Annotated in this window: 16 protein-coding genes and 1 tRNA gene; 3 read left to right on the plus strand and 14 right to left on the minus strand. The window is 61.3% G+C overall.

Annotated features, from left to right (window positions below; translation table 11 throughout):
* On the plus strand, positions 1 to 2,048 hold a 2,048-nt coding region (locus DTF_RS27290), incomplete at its 5' end, for a methylmalonyl-CoA mutase family protein (RefSeq protein WP_226989349.1).
* A gap of 180 nt (positions 2,049 to 2,228) precedes the next feature.
* Positions 2,229 to 2,981, plus strand: a complete 753-nt coding sequence (locus DTF_RS0113935) for an enoyl-CoA hydratase/isomerase family protein (RefSeq protein ID WP_027715809.1) — start codon at positions 2,229 to 2,231, stop codon at positions 2,979 to 2,981.
* Between the two features lie 76 nt (positions 2,982 to 3,057).
* Here the strand turns inward: DTF_RS0113935 and DTF_RS0113940 are convergent, their stop codons facing one another.
* Positions 3,058 to 4,383 (minus strand): MFS transporter, encoded by a 1,326-nt coding sequence (locus DTF_RS0113940; protein ID WP_035057084.1) that lies wholly within the window; start codon positions 4,381 to 4,383, stop codon positions 3,058 to 3,060.
* Positions 4,384 to 4,585: 202 nt separating this feature from the next.
* On the opposite strand from DTF_RS0113940, the gene DTF_RS23620 reads away from it, so the two are divergent.
* On the plus strand, positions 4,586 to 4,984 hold the full coding sequence (locus DTF_RS23620) for a response regulator (RefSeq protein ID WP_051361309.1): 399 nt from the start codon (positions 4,586 to 4,588) through the stop codon (positions 4,982 to 4,984).
* 14 nt (positions 4,985 to 4,998) lie between these two features.
* Here DTF_RS23620 and DTF_RS23625 read toward each other — a convergent pair whose 3' ends face one another.
* The 13 genes from DTF_RS23625 to DTF_RS0114010 all read right to left on the minus strand — a co-directional run.
* Entirely contained in the window at positions 4,999 to 5,457 is a 459-nt protein-coding gene (locus DTF_RS23625) for a 3D domain-containing protein (RefSeq protein WP_193352704.1), read from the minus strand.
* Between the two features lie 11 nt (positions 5,458 to 5,468).
* Positions 5,469 to 5,729 (minus strand): hypothetical protein, encoded by a 261-nt coding sequence (locus DTF_RS0113955; protein ID WP_027715811.1) that lies wholly within the window; start codon positions 5,727 to 5,729, stop codon positions 5,469 to 5,471.
* Between the two features lie 197 nt (positions 5,730 to 5,926).
* Positions 5,927 to 6,002, minus strand: a tRNA-Thr gene (locus tag DTF_RS0113960).
* Positions 6,003 to 6,139: 137 nt separating this feature from the next.
* Positions 6,140 to 8,527: a hypothetical protein gene (locus DTF_RS0113965; RefSeq protein WP_027715812.1), complete on the minus strand. Its 2,388-nt coding sequence runs from the start codon at positions 8,525 to 8,527 to the stop codon at positions 6,140 to 6,142.
* Between the two features lie 2 nt (positions 8,528 to 8,529).
* On the minus strand, positions 8,530 to 9,210 hold the full coding sequence (locus DTF_RS0113970; RefSeq protein ID WP_027715813.1) for a hypothetical protein: 681 nt from the start codon (positions 9,208 to 9,210) through the stop codon (positions 8,530 to 8,532).
* The gene (locus tag DTF_RS0113975; RefSeq protein WP_027715814.1) at positions 9,211 to 9,447 is read right to left on the minus strand and encodes a hypothetical protein; all 237 of its coding nucleotides are present in this window, start codon (positions 9,445 to 9,447) and stop codon (positions 9,211 to 9,213) included.
* Entirely contained in the window at positions 9,447 to 9,764 is a 318-nt protein-coding gene (locus DTF_RS0113980; RefSeq protein ID WP_027715815.1) for a hypothetical protein, read from the minus strand. Before DTF_RS0113980 ends, DTF_RS0113975 begins: the two co-directional genes overlap by 1 nt.
* A 9-nt stretch (positions 9,765 to 9,773) precedes the next feature.
* Positions 9,774 to 10,457: a hypothetical protein gene (locus tag DTF_RS27295; protein WP_051361310.1), complete on the minus strand. Its 684-nt coding sequence runs from the start codon at positions 10,455 to 10,457 to the stop codon at positions 9,774 to 9,776.
* Positions 10,457 to 10,870 carry a hypothetical protein gene (locus DTF_RS0113990; RefSeq protein WP_027715816.1) on the minus strand — a complete coding sequence of 138 codons (414 nt, stop codon included), beginning with the start codon at positions 10,868 to 10,870 and terminating at the stop codon, positions 10,457 to 10,459. Before DTF_RS0113990 ends, DTF_RS27295 begins: the two co-directional genes overlap by 1 nt.
* Before the next feature lie 4 nt (positions 10,871 to 10,874).
* The gene (locus DTF_RS0113995; protein ID WP_027715817.1) at positions 10,875 to 11,234 is read right to left on the minus strand and encodes a hypothetical protein; all 360 of its coding nucleotides are present in this window, start codon (positions 11,232 to 11,234) and stop codon (positions 10,875 to 10,877) included.
* Positions 11,231 to 11,413, minus strand: a complete 183-nt coding sequence (locus DTF_RS0114000; protein ID WP_027715818.1) for a hypothetical protein — start codon at positions 11,411 to 11,413, stop codon at positions 11,231 to 11,233. Before DTF_RS0114000 ends, DTF_RS0113995 begins: the two co-directional genes overlap by 4 nt.
* Before the next feature lie 14 nt (positions 11,414 to 11,427).
* Complete coding sequence (locus DTF_RS0114005; RefSeq protein WP_027715819.1) at positions 11,428 to 13,929, minus strand: hypothetical protein; 2,502 nt, start codon at positions 13,927 to 13,929, stop codon at positions 11,428 to 11,430.
* Positions 13,916 to 14,177: hypothetical protein (locus DTF_RS0114010; RefSeq protein WP_226989350.1), on the minus strand; the 262-nt coding region annotated here is incomplete at its 5' end. The genes DTF_RS0114010 and DTF_RS0114005, both read right to left, overlap by 14 nt.

The raw sequence follows: 14,177 nt of genomic DNA on the forward strand, positions 1-14,177 counted from the left end.
TCGTCGAGCGCCGGAGCCGCCGCCATCATATCATCCCTCCCGAACAGGCCGGCTATCTGGCCGAGATCGCCCGGATCGTGCGGGATTACCGCAGGGCGACCGAGGAGCAGAGCCGGGCGGCCCGCGAACTCTTCCAGTTGCAGGGTACCCGCGAAATCCTGCAGCGACACCCCCGGGCAGTCGGCGCCCAGGCCGCCGCCGATCCTTCCGGCGCCAGGCAGGACGAGCTGGCGGCTCTTCTCGGCCCGCTTATCGAGGCTGCCGGCGAACGCCTCTCCGCCGAGACCCGGAAGACCCTCAGCACCTGGCCCGAGCTGAAAAAAAACTACCGTCAGGACGTCATGGTGACCAGGGTGCGCGACAAGGAGATCCGCAGCGAAACCTTCACCACGTCGCTGTCGGGGTCGCGCATCCCCAAGATCTGCCTCCCCGACTACGAGGACTTCGGCGAGATCGTCAAGTGGACCCGCCGGGAGAACCTGCCGGGCTTCTTCCCCTACACCGCCGGGCTCTTCCCCTTCAAGCGCACCGCCGAGGACCCCAAGCGCCAGTTCGCCGGCGAGGGGACCCCGGAGCGGACCAACCGCCGCTTTCACTACCTGACCAGGAACGACCCGGCCAAGCGTCTCTCCACCGCCTTCGACAGCGTCACACTCTACGGCGAGGATCCGGACGAGCGCCCCGACATCTACGGCAAGGTCGGCGAGTCGGGGGTCTCCATCTGCACCCAGACCGACATGGACAAGCTCTTCGCCGGCTTCGACCTGTGCGATCCGATGACCAGCGTCTCCATGACGGTCAACGGCCCCGCCCCCATCCTGCTCGCCATGTTCTTCAATACGGCCATCCGCCAGCAGGCGGAGAGATTCAGCCAGGAGAAGGGGAGGGCGCCTTCGGCCGGGGAGCTGGAGGTGATCCGCGCCTGCACCCTGCAGACGGTGCGCGGCACGGTGCAGGCCGACATCCTCAAGGAGGACCAGGGGCAGAACACCTGCATCTTCTCCACCGAGTTCGCCCTCAAGGTGATGGGGGACATCCAGCAGTACTTCATCGAGCAGAAGGTGCGCAATTACTACTCGGTCTCCATCAGCGGCTACCACATCGCCGAGGCCGGCGCCAATCCCATCAGCCAGCTCGCCTTCACTCTGGCCAACGGCTTCACCTATATCGAGTACTACCTGTCGCGGGGAATGGCGATCGATGACTTCGCCCCCAATCTCTCCTTCTTCTTCAGCAACGGACTGGATGCCGAGTATACGGTGATCGGCCGGGTGGCGCGGCGCATCTGGTCGGTGGTGCTGAAGGAGCGCTACGGGGCCAACGCCCGCAGCCAGATGCTCAAGTACCACATCCAGACGTCGGGGCGCTCCCTTCACGCCCAGGAGATGGACTTCAACGACATCCGCACCACGCTGCAGGCGCTGATGGCGATCTACGACAACTGCAATTCGCTGCACACCAACGCCTACGACGAGGCGGTCACCACCCCCAGCGAAGAGTCTGTCAGAAGGGCCATGGCCATCCAGATGATCATCACAAAGGAACTCGGTCTGGCCATCAACGAGAACCCCCTGCAGGGAAGCTTCATCATCGACGAGCTCACCGATCTGGTGGAGGAGGCGGTCATGAAGGAGTTCGAACGCATCAACGAGCGCGGCGGAGTCCTCGGCGCCATGGAGACCCAGTACCAGCGCAGCAGGATCCAGGAGGAGTCCATGCTCTACGAGCACAAAAAGCACTCCGGGGAACTGCCGATCATCGGCGTCAACACCTACCTCAACCCGAGGGCGGACGAAGAAGGATACCGCATCCCCGGCGAACTCGCCCGCTCAACCCCCGAGGAGAAGGAGCAGCAGATCGCCAACCTGCGAGCCTTCCAGCAGCGGCACTGGGAAGAGGGGGCGCAGGCTCTCAGGCGCCTGCAGCAGGTCGCCGAGCGGGGTGAAAACGTCTTCGCCGAACTGATGGAGACGGTGCGGGTCGCCTCCCTCGGACAGATCAGCGCCGCGCTTTACGAGGTGGGCGGGCAGTACCGACGCAATATGTAGCGGGCTGATGAAAAACGGTCTGCGGATCCGGCCTCATCCTTCGTCAACGACGTACCTTCCAGGTACGCCTTATTCCTCAGGATTTCAGCCGCCTTGCATCTGGACATTTTTGATCAGCCTGGGAAAAATCGCTTTTCAATACCCTGGTAGACTGTTTCCGACTCGAAAACGGAGCCTCATATGTTTGCAGTCGAGCGTAGAGATGACATTGCGATCCTGAGCATGCGGCATGGCCCTGCCAACGCGATGGATGTGGATTTCTGTGTCGGTTTGACCATGGTGGCCCGGGAACTGGCCGTTTCACCTGTCCGGGCGATCGTCCTTACGGGGGAGGGAAAGATTTTCGGCGCCGGCGTCGATCTGCCGCGGCTGCTGGAGGGAGGCATCGATTATATCCGCAAATTTCTTCCCGCCCTCGATGAGATGCTGGAAACCCTCTTCTTCTGCGACAAACCGCTCATAGCGGCAGTCAATGGTCATGCCATCGCAGGAGGCTGCCTGCTGGCCTGCAGCGCCGACCGGCGCTTCATGGTTGCCGGCAAGGCGCGGATCGGGGTTCCCGAGCTGCGTGTCGGGGTGCCGTTTCCGACGGTTGCCATGGAAATCATGCGCGCAAGAACCGGCCCGAGCTTTTATGAAGAGGTCGTGCTTGGGGGGGCAACGTATGCCGCGCAGGAGGCGAGGCAAAGAGGTCTGATCGATGTCGTGGTCGAGGAAGGGGAACTGCTCACCGAGGCCATCTGCGCGGCTGATTCGCTCGCGGCCATCCGGCCCGATATCTTCTCGTTCTCCAAACAGCAGGCGCGTCAGCCGGTGCGCGCTGCGATTGAGACGCATACCAGGCTGAACGCGGCCAGGATCCAGGAATTGTGGGAGTCGGCAGAGGCACAGGAGGCAATCCGCGGGTTTGTTGCGCGGACGCTGAAAAAGTGATTGCAGCGGAACAAGGCAGGGCCGAGGAGATACGGGAGTGCGGAACTGTTACCGGCAGGGCGTTCAGGTTCGGTAATTATTCAACGATCGTTGTGTTGCGGCAGCGGGTCTCACGGATCCGGGTGGCGCCGACCACGGCCAGTATCGAGGCGGCGATCATGACGAGGAATCCGAGGTGGTAGTCGGAAGAGGCGTAAATGCGTAAGCCGCCGCTCTCCCGGCCGTCCCAGCCGAGGTCCATCATCGCCCCGAAGAGGGGCTGGATGACAGCCGCGCCCAGGAAAAGGCCGGTGTTGACCAGGCCGACCGCCATGCCGGCCAGCGGCGGAGCGACGACTTCCTTGGCGCAGGCGAAGGTGACGATGAATCCCCCGGCGCTGAAGCCGAGCAGGGCGAAGAGGGCCATGCCGACGGGGCCGGGCTGCCAGCGCAGAAAGGCCAACCCCACACAGGCGAGGGTGTACAGGATGGTGCCGGCCAGGATCACCGGCTTGCGCCGCCTCATGCGGTCCGAGAGCCAGCCGGCCAGCATGGAGCCGACAGCGAACGCGGCCAGGGCGACGGTGGTGTACATCGAAGCGGCGGTGCGGTCGAGCCCCTGGGTGTCGCGCAGGAAAGGAACGGCCCAGAGTCCGACGAAGGCCAGCATGCTGCCGATCATCCCCATGTCCACCCAGAACGCCGGCCAGGCGGAACGAGTGGCGACCACGTCCTTGAGGTCCGCCAGCCAGTGCCGGCTGCGCGAACCGTGGGACGCCTTTCCCTCCATCTCGCGCACCGAGGGAAAGCCGAGATCCTCGGGGCTGTTGCGCACCAGCAGTGCGGTGAGGACGGCGAGAAGGATCGTGACGACCCCCAGGACGACGAAGACCAGACGCCAGGAGACGACAGCGAGCAGGGCCGCCAGGGGACCCGCCGAGGCGATGGCGCCGACATTTCCGAGAAGGAGAGTCAGGCCGCTGATCATCCCGTAGTTGCGTTCGCTGAACCAGACGCTGTTGCTTTTGAAGAGCCCGACGAAGACGACCGAGACCCCAAGACCCACCAGACCGCGGCCGAGGGAGGCGCTCCAGAAGGTGTCGGCCAGACCGAAAAGGATGGAGCCGGACCCGGCCACCATGTTGCCGGCCGCCACCGTTGTCCGGGCGCCGAGGGTGTCGGCGAGAATCCCGGAGGGGATCTGCATGGCGGTGTAGATGTAGAAATACATGGCGGCCAGAGAGCCGAGGGCGGCGCCGCTGGTGCCGAAGGCGCGCATCAGGTCCGTCGAAACCACCGCCGGCGCCATGCGGTGGAAGAAGACCAGCATGTAGGAGACGATCAGTATGGCAAAGATGGACCAGCGCGCCAGTGCAAAGCGGGAGGGGTCGTAGGCTGGGCGGTCCTGCCTCCGGTTGAGCATAGGGGCCTCCGGCAATTGTCGGAAGAAGACACGGAAGATGGACGCCACCTGGCGTCCTCCTGGGTGAGCGAACCCGTTGAGAATCGTTTACGCGAGCAGTATTCAAACAATGTTATATCAATGCCGCCGCCAAGACGCAATCCTGTATTTCGGGCATTTGTTATTGATTCAGGATATAATTAAGGTCTAAGAGGAAAACATAATGGGAAATGATCCTGGACGCCACCCTCAAATATTAATTGTTGAAGATGATTCACTCATCCGTGAGTTGATGAAACGCATCGTTGAAATCGAAGATCACTGGCAGCCTACAGTCGTTAAATCCGGTGCGAATGCTGTCGAAGCGTGGGAGAACGGCGATTTTGACGTGATATTGATGGATTTGAGGATGCCTGAAATTGACGGGATTGAAGCCACAAAACGAATACGAGAGCATGAAAAGCGGTCCGGGCGCAAGCGAACGCCAATCATTGCTTTCACTGTGATGGTTGGTGAGGAGTATCGCCAGAAATGTGATGAAGCGGGAATGGATGACTTTATAGAGAAACCAGGCAACATCAAAAACGTGGTTGGCACCATCTACAAACACCTTCCGCTGTAACGACCCTTCCCCCCTTAAATCCTCTCTTTAAGCACGCACCTGGAATCAATGTACTGTTCCGCTTGTTCGCTTGTTGAGAGTGCGTGATCGCCCCAGAAGATTCGCAGCCGTCTGACTCCAAATCGTCTTGCCTTCTGAACATCGGTACCCATGTAAATGTCGACCCGCTTTTTGTGGCGCGATGCTGTTTTGTCGAGGACGACGTATTCACCCTCCAATCCCTCGATTCGCAGGGTGGTTCCCCTCGTGAGTCCCTTTTTGATCAGGTCGCGGGAGACCGCCACGGCCTTCATTCCAGGCTTGAGCCGGTCTCCCCAGGCAGCGATCGACGGATTCGAATCGGTCTGCGAGGGCACCGAGTTGAATGCGGTGGCGGTGACGACCATGGAATGCTCTGTCGATTCCGCTGTGGACACAGTAGCGCACAGAAAAATTCCCAGCAACACAGTCAGGAGAAGTCTTCTTGTTCTCATGGCCGATAAACCTAATAAAGGATCAGATTAAGCCGAAAAGGACTGAAGCGAAGCGTTTCTTTGATAGCAAACTTCGGCAATTCACCATCGACGAACAAGTGAGCGTTCGCAATTATTGCCGTTAAAACTAGCGCCAGATCTCCCTCTACGATAACGACACCGGTAGTCTTTCTTCCACGCATCCAGGAAGCTGAATGATTTTCCCGTAACTCGGTCCTGACACCATTCCGGCTGCAAGCCTCAATGATCGCTTCCGCTAAATTTTTCTCCATTGTCCTGCTCCTTCCTGGATGGCAACCCGTTCCTGGATTATAGCCCGTTCGCGCGGCTGCGCTCCCCTGAAAAGTGCCCAAAAAATCCTGGCGAACCGAGAGACGATTTTTGTTGCTGGCAGGGGGAGAGGAGATTGCGGAAGAGGTGGGAAGAAGAACGGGGGCCCCGGAATCTCCCGGGCCCCCGTTCTTGCAACTGGAGCCGCCCATCGGATTTGAACCGACGACCTACTGATTACGAATCAGTTGCTCTACCAGCTGAGCTAGGGCGGCACTTACTAAACTTCTAACACTTTGTTTCTAAAAGTCTTTTTCGCTTATTTTAGCTACAAGCAAGCAGGTAAATCCCTGTTTTCTCGTTTGTAGCGCTTACTTATTAACCTATCATGCCGGCAGTGTCAATAAGAAGATTAGCCCCTAGCGACAAATCGGACGACGTCGGCGCGACTCTCCGAGCCTGGAGAGATCCCCGCCTCGGAGATCTCGACGACCTGGCCGGCGAGGAAATCGAGGGAGATCTGGTCGGAAAACTCTAACTCCAGGTGCTCCAGGTAGACCTCGAAGTCGAAACGCCAGGGACGGCCGGCCAGGAGTGAGAGATAAGAGAGGACCAGGTCCTCGGCCATTTCCGGCGAGAGGACAAAATCGAAACGCCAGAGGCTCGGCCGCTCGCGCTCGCCATATTTGCCGACCGAGGCCGCGTCGATCCCCTCGGCGACCTCGCGATAATTTCCCTCGTCCGAACCGTCGAGGGACCAATCGCGAGCATAAAAAAGCGCGATCCGGTTAACGACCTCCTCGAGGGGAGCCTTTTCCCTAGAGAGCGCGCGGCCGCGCCTCGACGTCGCGACGACCGCGCCGATCGCCTTAACCGGAGCCGGAGCCGTCGGCCGGACGATAAGCCTCCCCTCGCCGAGCCGCATCCGGAAATAACTCCTCGACTGAAAGGCGAGCTCGTTAAGCCACTCGATCGCCCTCCGGTATTTGGTAAGCGCCCCGTCGAAGCGATAGGACGCCGGGAGCGCGCCGATCTGCTGGAAAGCCGCGACCCCGCAATAAGTCGACAGGAGCTCGGCGATAACGGCCCCAGGCGCGGCCAGGTTGCGAGAGACGGAGACGAGGATCTCGTCGCCGACGAGCGTGTTAGCCGTACTGTTTCCGGAGAGATAGACCCCTCCCGACTTTGTCGCGCTCCCGGCCTTTGTCGCGCTCCCGCTCTTTGTCGCCGCCCCGCTCTTGGCGACGATCGCGCCGGAGGAGGAGGTCGAGGGATCGAACTCGACCTCTAGCCAAATTTGGAAAATATAGGAATTTCCGTTTAACTGGAGAAAGATCCGAGTGTTCGAGGCGTAAAGATCGGACCAGGCCGGGAGAGGCATCCACCCGCTTTTATAGGTTGCCGGCGAGGAGCTCGCGTTATTGTGCGTCAGCGACCCCTGATAAACCCCGTTTCTGTGAAAATTAAGGACCAGGTCGCTATTTCTGGCATGACAACAGAGGCGGACCCGCGTCGGCGTCCCGCTGAACGAGGCCGCTTGCGCGAGTTTTATGTCCTGGTGACGGCCGGCGCTCCCTAGCGCGTTAGTGTGCGTTAAGTTGCCGTCTAGCATATCCTGTTCATCGTCGCCGGTAAAACCATAATTACTCGAATTATTCGGGATAACCGAGTCGGGATGGACCGTGGTTATCTGCAAGCCGGCCGCGTGGTCGTGGCTCCCGCTGGAAACCGAGATCGAGTCGTTAACCCCGATCGTATCGCTAACCGATATCGTATCGCTAACCCCGATCGTATCGACGGCCAGAAGGTCGACGGCTTGCGCGGCCGTGATATAACCGGGGATCGTGACGACGGCGCGCCCCGCATAGCCGGCGAGCTCGCTCCCCGGTTGCCCCGTATAGATCGAGCATATCGCCGAGATATCGAGCTCGGCGTCGCCGACTCGGCCGAGGACCTTCCCGATCGAGTCGACCGGATGATCGGCGACCAGGTAAACGAAACGGTCTTTTTTTTGCCAAAGGATCGCGCCTTTCGTATGGCTCGCCGCCGCCGTTGCGTTATATCCGCGCGTGACCGTGACCAGGTCGCCGGCGACCTGGTCGATCCGGATCTCCTCCTCGTCGACCTGGTAGACCTCGCCGGCGTCGATCCCCGTCGCGTCGGAGACGGCGAAGGCGATCGCGACGGCGTCGAGATTAGAGGGGAGGCTCGTCTGGATCCCCGCCTCGACCGCCAAGGCCGGGAGGCGATCGACGGATCCGAAAACGATCGGGACCATTTTCCCGACGTCGTCGGGATCGGCCTCGGGGAACTCCAGGCGCGAGACGCGCCGGCCGATATGCCGCTCGAGGCGGACCGTCTCGTCCTCGATATAGAGCCGAGCCATCCCGTCCTCGGGGAGGGAGACGTCGCGGACATATCCCCTCAAAATCTCTTGAGGGGGATCGGTCGCGGCGTCCAGGCCATGGAACCAGGCATAGAGGGAAACCGGGCTCTCCTCGAGGTCGAACCCCGTCGCGAGGTCCTCGATATTTGGCGCGGCGTCCGGATCGACCAGGACGTCGAGGTCGAAGTCGGCGACCTGGAGCTCGTTAAGCCCTCCCGAGAGAACCTCGGTAATTTTCCCCCAGGAGCGGACCCACCCGAGGACCGAGATCCCTCCGGAAAAGTTTTGTATATCGAAACTATCCTCCCCGAGATAATAGTCCGCCCCTCCTGCCGTGATCTTAAGGAACCAGGTCGGAGCCGCTCCGTCGTCTCTATTTTTCTCGGCCGTAAAGCCAGGCGGAAAGATTCTCAAAGCTAAACCCCCTCGACCAGGTCGAAGGAAACCGAAACCCTCCCGACCCCATTCGGCCGCGCCTGGAGGCGCGGCTCTCGAAATTTAACCAGGCGCTCGGCCCCCTCATGATCGCGCCAGGTAAAGGCCCCCCTGGTCCCCTTGACCGTCTCGCGCATGAAAACGAGGAGATCCTCGAAATCCAGGACCTCCAGGCGAGGGAAAAACAGGCTCCAGAGGATCCGGTCGCGATTGCCCTTTTTATAGACGCGCGGCGCGCCGGAGGAGTCGAACCCGCGAACCTGGCGACGGAGGATCTCCCTCTCGTAAGGCCGCGAAGGATGGACCGAGAAATAAACCGCGCCGGCCGCGTGGATAAAAAGCGAAGGATTCAGAAGGACCCGCGAGTCGACCAGGATCCGATCTATCCCCGAGATCCCCGCCAGAGTATCGACCAGGACGAGCTCGAGAGCCGAGATCGCCGCCGACGTATCGACCAGGATCTCCTCGAGGACCGCGACCTCCGCCAGAGTATCGACCAGGATCTCCTCGAGGACCGCGACCTCCGCCAGGGTATCGACGAGGACCAGGTCGGGACCTGTGACGCCGGCCGAGGTATCGACCATGACCTCCTCGAGGACCGCGACGCCGGCCTCGGTGTCGACGCCGAGGAGCTCCCCGCCTGGAACGTCAAAGACAAACATTTAAACCCCGCTCGTCGGGATCTTGAGGCGCGCGGCCGCTTTGCGCGCTATGTGATCGCCGAGCTCGGCCGGGAGGTCCGCGTCGGAGAGGATCCCCTTAGCTTTGAGCGCGCCGACCAGGTCCTCGAGGCCCCGAGGGACCTTTTCGTCAAGGATCCGGAGCTCCGCGCGCGCCTCGGCCTCTCGAGCCTCGGCGATCTTTTCCTCGTCCGTTTTTACCTTGCCCCAATCAATCATTATTTAGCCTCCTCGCTCCCCCCTGAACCAGGGAGAGAGATAACCCCGTCGGGAGGATTGACAATGTCCGAGGGGAACGCTTGCTCCGGCGCGGGATTCGCCCCATGAGGGAGGATAAGCGTTACCTCGAGAACCCCGTCGACAGAGCGGTAAACGTCCCCGACGATCCATTCGCACTCGATCGCCGAGGCCGGCAAGGACGCCCCCGCAGGGAGCGGCGAAAAGTCATAATCGAGCCCGTTTATCGTGAGGAGGTCCCCGGCCTTTTCGACCTCGAGAGCGTCGTCCCTTCGTTGAGGCGAGAGCTTGATATGCATATATCTCCTTTAAAACCAGCGACCAATGGCCAGAGCATCCATTGAACCTACGGCATCTTCTAACACAAATTGCGCCACGGACAATACACTCACAAATGCGTTTGTCGTGTTTGCCTCATAACAGTTAACGTGTAAATCTTTCGCAACCGCAAGAACCACGTCTTTAATATTGCCTACCACAAAGGGCATTGACACAAAACTTGCGGGATAGGTCCATGGAAAGTTGAGGTTGCTCGAGTTTACGAATTGTACGGCTCCACCCGTTTTGGTACAAATCTGCGTTCCATCGGCAAACTTGATATATTCCCCGTTTGCGTTGCTTCCCCGCTCGATGATCGCCCCCGTCGGAACGCCTCCGGCCTGTGAGACGGCACCCAGGACGTTATCGGGAGTGTAGCTTTTCGGATCGACCATCGGATAATTTTTAAACCACCGCGCCGCCCCTCCGTTATAAGCCAGGTCCGCCGCCGTCCCCTCGCCGCCGATCTTAACGTCGACCATCTGGCCGGCATCGGCCGTAAAGGAAAACCGGCCGAGAGCATCGGCGACCAGGGGGAGGCCGGCCTGGTCGATCGCGAGCCCCGAGGCGAAGTCGTAAACCGTGGCGAGGACGGCCGTCCCGGCCTGGTAGACGCGGACCGAGACGCCAGGCGACAAGGGAGGAGTGTTTCCGCCAAAGATCGCCGGTTTCATTACAAGGCCCCCCGCGCGGAAATCTGGATTTTACAGGATGTTTTTTTCGAGACGCCGACCGTCCCGTCGTTATCGACCAGAGCGCGCAGATAAACCGCGACCGCCTTATCGGCCGCTCGCGCGTCCTGGTCGGCGAGGGGGAGAGTCTCGAGCCAGGGACCGCCCGAAGCGCCGGCGATCTGCCAGTTAACGCCGGCGTCCTCGCCGATCGGCGCGAGCTCGATCTCCGTATAAGCGAACTCGGTCGCTATGTAATAGACCAGGATCTCGGCCGAGGCGACTTGCGCCGGCGCGCCGCTTTGATCCAGGTCGACGACGGCCGAGATCGGATCGACGCCGGCCCCCTCGCCTCGGAGATCGTCCGAGTAATAATCGAAAGGCGCGACGTTTCCCTTTGCTATTCCTTGAGCCATAACGCTAAACCTCCATCAAAAGGATTGAGACGTCGACGACGCCGAAAGCTCGCTCGACGGTCCGGATCTCCGGAGAGGCGAAGCGGACCGCGCGAGAGATCCCCCCGACGTCGACATAATTAAAAGTTTTCCCCATGCCGTCGGCGACGTTTAAAAAAAAGCTCTCCAGGAGCTCGGCGTCGGCCAGGGGGAGCCCTCGCCAGACAAGAGGGAGGAGATTCTCCTCGGCCAGGGGATCGAGCGCCAGGGGAGAGCCCCCGGCCGTAACGCCGGAGGCCTGGAGGATCTCGAGCGACCGCTCGGGAGGCATCGGCGCGCGAGTGAACTCGACCGAGCCCCCGGCATGATTAAAGCGCGCCTTCATCCATTGCCCCGACAGGCGAGAACGATCGCCCCATCCCCTCGGATCTCCTCCGGATCCTCGGAGAGGTTGAGATCGGCGACCAGGGGAGAGAGCGCCGTTAAGAGCGCGCGCCGGTCCTTGCATTTATCCCGCTTTGCACAAGCCGCGCACCGATTCGCGTCGACAGACCAAAAACCCATGATAAAAACCTCCCTTAGTTAGTTGATCTTTTGCGCCGGCCGAGAGCCTCGAGCTCGCCGAAGATCTCCCGCGCGACCTCTTTCGCCGATTGGCGATCGGCCCTCGCGGCCGGTAAAACGACTTGAACGGCTCCCGGCGCGACCTGGACGATCGTCGAGCGTCCGGCCGGAGAGCTCGAGGCCTCGCGCGGATTTTTGACCTCCTCGCCCTCGTGGAGTTGATAGAGCCCCGTTTTCGGGATCCGGCGCGTCCCGACGGAGAACGAGCCGAGCGCCAGAGTCGGAGGAGATCCCCCGACAGAGGGAGCCGAGCCCGAGGAGGGGATCGTCGAGGTATAGGCGACGGAGATATTAACCGTCTTATCCTGGAGCGCGTCGATCGCCGCTCGGATCTGGCCGAGCTTGCCGCTCGCCTGGTCGTCGAGGGAGATCTGGATCCGTTGCGAGAGCTCCGAGATCTTGCTCCCGAGATCCAGGACCTCGGAGCGGAAACCGGCGATCGAGGCCTCGGCCGCGTTTATTTCAACCTGGAGCCTGGTCGAGGCCGCGCCGGCCGCGTCAAGCTCGGCCTGTTTTGTCCCCTCGAGCGCCTGGCGCAGTTTGTCAAGCCGCCCCGTCGCCTGGTCGTAAATCTCCAGGGAGGAGACGACGAGCGCGCCGCCGTCCTCGATCTTTGTCGGGAGCTCGTCGAGCGATTGCATAACCTTTTTAAGCGCCTCGACCTTTTCGTCCCCTTTGAGCTTGAGCGCCTCCGTCGTCGCCGCGTCGATCGCGTCGAGCTTGGTATAAAAAGCCTCATAAGGCGAGAGCGCCTCGGCCGGCTGGAATTTCTCCTCGAGAGCCGCCGCTAGGTCCTCGCCGAACTTTTTAACCTCGAGGAGCTCCTCCTGTTTTTTCGCCATTGTCTCGAGCGTCGCGGAGTGCATCGTCTCGAGGCGCTGATAATACGACTCCCACCCCTTAAGGCGCGCCTCGGCGAGATTCTTCTCGGCCTGGCTCGCCGCGATCGCCTGGTCGAGCTTTTTCTTTTCGTCGGATCCGATCGCCTCCAGGACCTCGGAGATCTTCTTTTGTGCCTCGACTTGCGCGCCGTAGACCTGGCCGATAACTCCGAGATATGTCTCGAGCGGCTGGCGCAGATTCGCGGCGAGCTTGCCGTTTTTCTCGAGGTATTCCTCCTGGCGCTTGAGGTCGTCGGAGAAACCCGACTCGGCGAAACGAAGGACGTCCGCGCCGAGATCCCCGATCGCTTTCCGGTATCCGTCGACCGCCGCCTCGGCCTCCTTGAGCGCCTCGGCCTCCTTCTTTGCCGCCTCCTCGGCCGCGTTTTGTGCCTCGGCGTGGCGCTGGATCGCCGCCGTCGCCGGATCGAGTTTTCCGCTTATCAGGTCCGCCGCCGAGGTGATCGACTCGGCCGACTGCCTATAAAGGTCCGCGCCTCCGGCGAGCGCCGCCTCGGCCGAGAGCCGAAACTCCTCGGCCGTCTCCGTTGCCCCCACCAGGGACAGGAGCGAGGCGATAACATTGTCGAGCGCCCCGACCAGGCGAAGGGCAAAGCCGGCGACCCCCTGGAAAACGCCCCCGAGGACGGCCATAACCGCCAGGACCCCCCGGCCGGCCGTCTCTCGTAAATTCGCCATTGTCGCCTCGAGCCGCTGGAGGCGCTCCATTGCCGTCTCGCCCTCGAGGCCGACCCGCGCGAGTATTTCCTCGCCGGCCTCCATCGTCGCATTTAAAAAGGCCTGTTTTTTCTCCGCGTCCGTGAGCTCGGAGGCCGTCTTTCCGAGCGTCGCCGCGTAGGCCTCGTTTGCCTTTTCGACCTGGACGATTATCCCCAGGTTATCGAGGATCATTCTCGATTGCCGGCCGACGGCGAGAGAGATATCCTCGAAACTCTTTGTAATCGTTTGCCCCGTAACCCTCGAGGAGGCCCTGGCGATCTCCATCATTTTAGAGAGATTCTCCGGCGCGATCCCGAGGAGCATCGAGGTCCCCGCCTTCTCGACGAGCTCGCGCGTCGCGATCGTCCCGGCCGAAACGCGCTTAAGGTCGGCGAGGATCGAGTCCGCCGCCGCTCCGTGGCTCGCCGCCAGGTTTACAAAGGCCTGGCGTTGCTGGAGGCCTTGCGCGGCGTCCTTGCCGGCGCTCCAGGCTTGAGAGACGGCGATCCAGGCCCCGGCGATCGCGGCCGTAATCCCGAGCCAGTGAGCCTTAAGGGAGTCCCAGGTCCTCCGGATCCTCCCCGCGCCCTGGTCGGCGAGCGCGCCGAGTTTCGTTTGCATAGCCGCGTGAGCCCTGGTGATCTCCTCCGTCGTGGCGACCCCGCTCTTTTCGATCCGCTCATAAGCCGAGACGATATCGGCGCGCGACTTCTCGATCGAGGCCGAGCTCCGGATCCCCAGGCGCTCGAAGGCCCCCGACAGGCGATCGGAGGCGTTTCTCCCGCTTTGGTGCATCTTTTCGAGGACGGCGCTCGCCTTGTCCTCGGCCGAAATTTTAAGGTTAACTTGTGCCATTTTTCCCGCGCTCCTTTCGGATCCGCCTCACTTCTGTTTCGATATGCGCCAGGAGCTCGAGGTCCTGGTCCGTCAATTCGTGTTTTCTGGCGATCTCCCCGGCCAGGCCGAGCTCGGAGAGAGAGGAGAGGAGCCTCCGGATCTCCAGGATCCGGAGGTCCTTCTCGAGGCTCGAGGAGGCCCTGGCGATCTCCATCATTTTAGAGAGATTCTCCGGCGCGATCCCGAGGAGCATCGAGGTCCCCGCC

The organism is Desulfuromonas sp. TF (genome assembly GCF_000472285.1).
In the GTDB taxonomy this organism is placed as follows: Bacteria; Desulfobacterota; Desulfuromonadia; order Desulfuromonadales; family ATBO01; genus ATBO01.

What these genes read in the sequence shown, in the direction of transcription:
- DTF_RS0113970 (WP_027715813.1), bottom strand. Translation starts at nt 9,210, where the DNA reads ATGTTTGTCTTTGACGTTCCAGGCGGGGAGCTCCTCGGCGTCGACACC.
- DTF_RS0113935 (WP_027715809.1), top strand. Translation starts at nt 2,229, where the DNA reads ATGTTTGCAGTCGAGCGTAGAGATGACATTGCGATCCTGAGCATGCGG.
- DTF_RS23625 (WP_193352704.1), bottom strand. Translation starts at nt 5,457, where the DNA reads ATGAGAACAAGAAGACTTCTCCTGACTGTGTTGCTGGGAATTTTTCTG.
- DTF_RS27295 (WP_051361310.1), bottom strand. Translation starts at nt 10,457, where the DNA reads ATGAAACCGGCGATCTTTGGCGGAAACACTCCTCCCTTGTCGCCTGGC.
- DTF_RS0113975 (WP_027715814.1), bottom strand. Translation starts at nt 9,447, where the DNA reads ATGATTGATTGGGGCAAGGTAAAAACGGACGAGGAAAAGATCGCCGAG.
- DTF_RS0113955 (WP_027715811.1), bottom strand. Translation starts at nt 5,729, where the DNA reads ATGGAGAAAAATTTAGCGGAAGCGATCATTGAGGCTTGCAGCCGGAAT.
- DTF_RS23620 (WP_051361309.1), top strand. Translation starts at nt 4,586, where the DNA reads ATGGGAAATGATCCTGGACGCCACCCTCAAATATTAATTGTTGAAGAT.
- DTF_RS0113940 (WP_035057084.1), bottom strand. Translation starts at nt 4,383, where the DNA reads ATGCTCAACCGGAGGCAGGACCGCCCAGCCTACGACCCCTCCCGCTTT.
- DTF_RS0114005 (WP_027715819.1), bottom strand. Translation starts at nt 13,929, where the DNA reads ATGGCACAAGTTAACCTTAAAATTTCGGCCGAGGACAAGGCGAGCGCC.
- DTF_RS0114000 (WP_027715818.1), bottom strand. Translation starts at nt 11,413, where the DNA reads ATGGGTTTTTGGTCTGTCGACGCGAATCGGTGCGCGGCTTGTGCAAAG.
- DTF_RS0113980 (WP_027715815.1), bottom strand. Translation starts at nt 9,764, where the DNA reads ATGCATATCAAGCTCTCGCCTCAACGAAGGGACGACGCTCTCGAGGTC.
- DTF_RS0113995 (WP_027715817.1), bottom strand. Translation starts at nt 11,234, where the DNA reads ATGAAGGCGCGCTTTAATCATGCCGGGGGCTCGGTCGAGTTCACTCGC.
- DTF_RS0113990 (WP_027715816.1), bottom strand. Translation starts at nt 10,870, where the DNA reads ATGGCTCAAGGAATAGCAAAGGGAAACGTCGCGCCTTTCGATTATTAC.